At 48.6% G+C, this 580-nt stretch carries 1 protein-coding gene; it reads left to right on the forward strand.

The features are described from left to right. Positions 1–580, forward strand: a 580-nt coding sequence (locus R7P74_RS28070; protein ID WP_318123955.1) for a histidine kinase dimerization/phospho-acceptor domain-containing protein, incomplete at both ends; no start/stop codon positions are given.

The following is a 580-nucleotide window of genomic DNA, read 5'->3' on the forward strand; positions in this document are numbered from 1 at the left end:
TTTGCCTTCTGTGGATTACCTACGCATTGCTACCAAAGACGAAGTTATCATCGAGCTCGGAACAGAAATCAAGCAAGATGTGGTTGAGAGGCGTTGGCCGATGCAGTTTAGTGTGGGTGAAAAAACGTTTGAGCTCGCAGAGCTGACTGTGCAGTCTGACCTTAGCGCCGTCTATCAAGATTTATGGCAACAGTTCTTTTTTCTACTCACGACAGAAGCGATAAAAATTTTGTTGTTGATGGTTGGGGTGTTGTGGGTTGCCTTCCGTTTATTGGTGAATCCTTTGCAGTTGCTTTCCGGTGCGGTGAGTGATTTTAGCGGCGGTAATGCGCCGAGTACGGTCACGCTGCCCAAACGTTGGTGTTTTGATGAAGTCAGCTTGTTGGCGCAAAAATACAATCGAAGCGTGCAAAAAGTGCGAGAGCATCAAGCCGAGTTAGAAGCAGAGCGAGATAAGGCGGAAGTCGCCAATCGCAAGAAAAGTGAGTTTCTCGCGACCATGAGCCACGAGATCCGCACCCCTATGAATGGCATTATTGGTGTGGCGTCGCTGCTTAGTGATACTAAGCTCGATCCGCAG

The organism is Vibrio sp. 2033 (assembly GCF_033339735.1).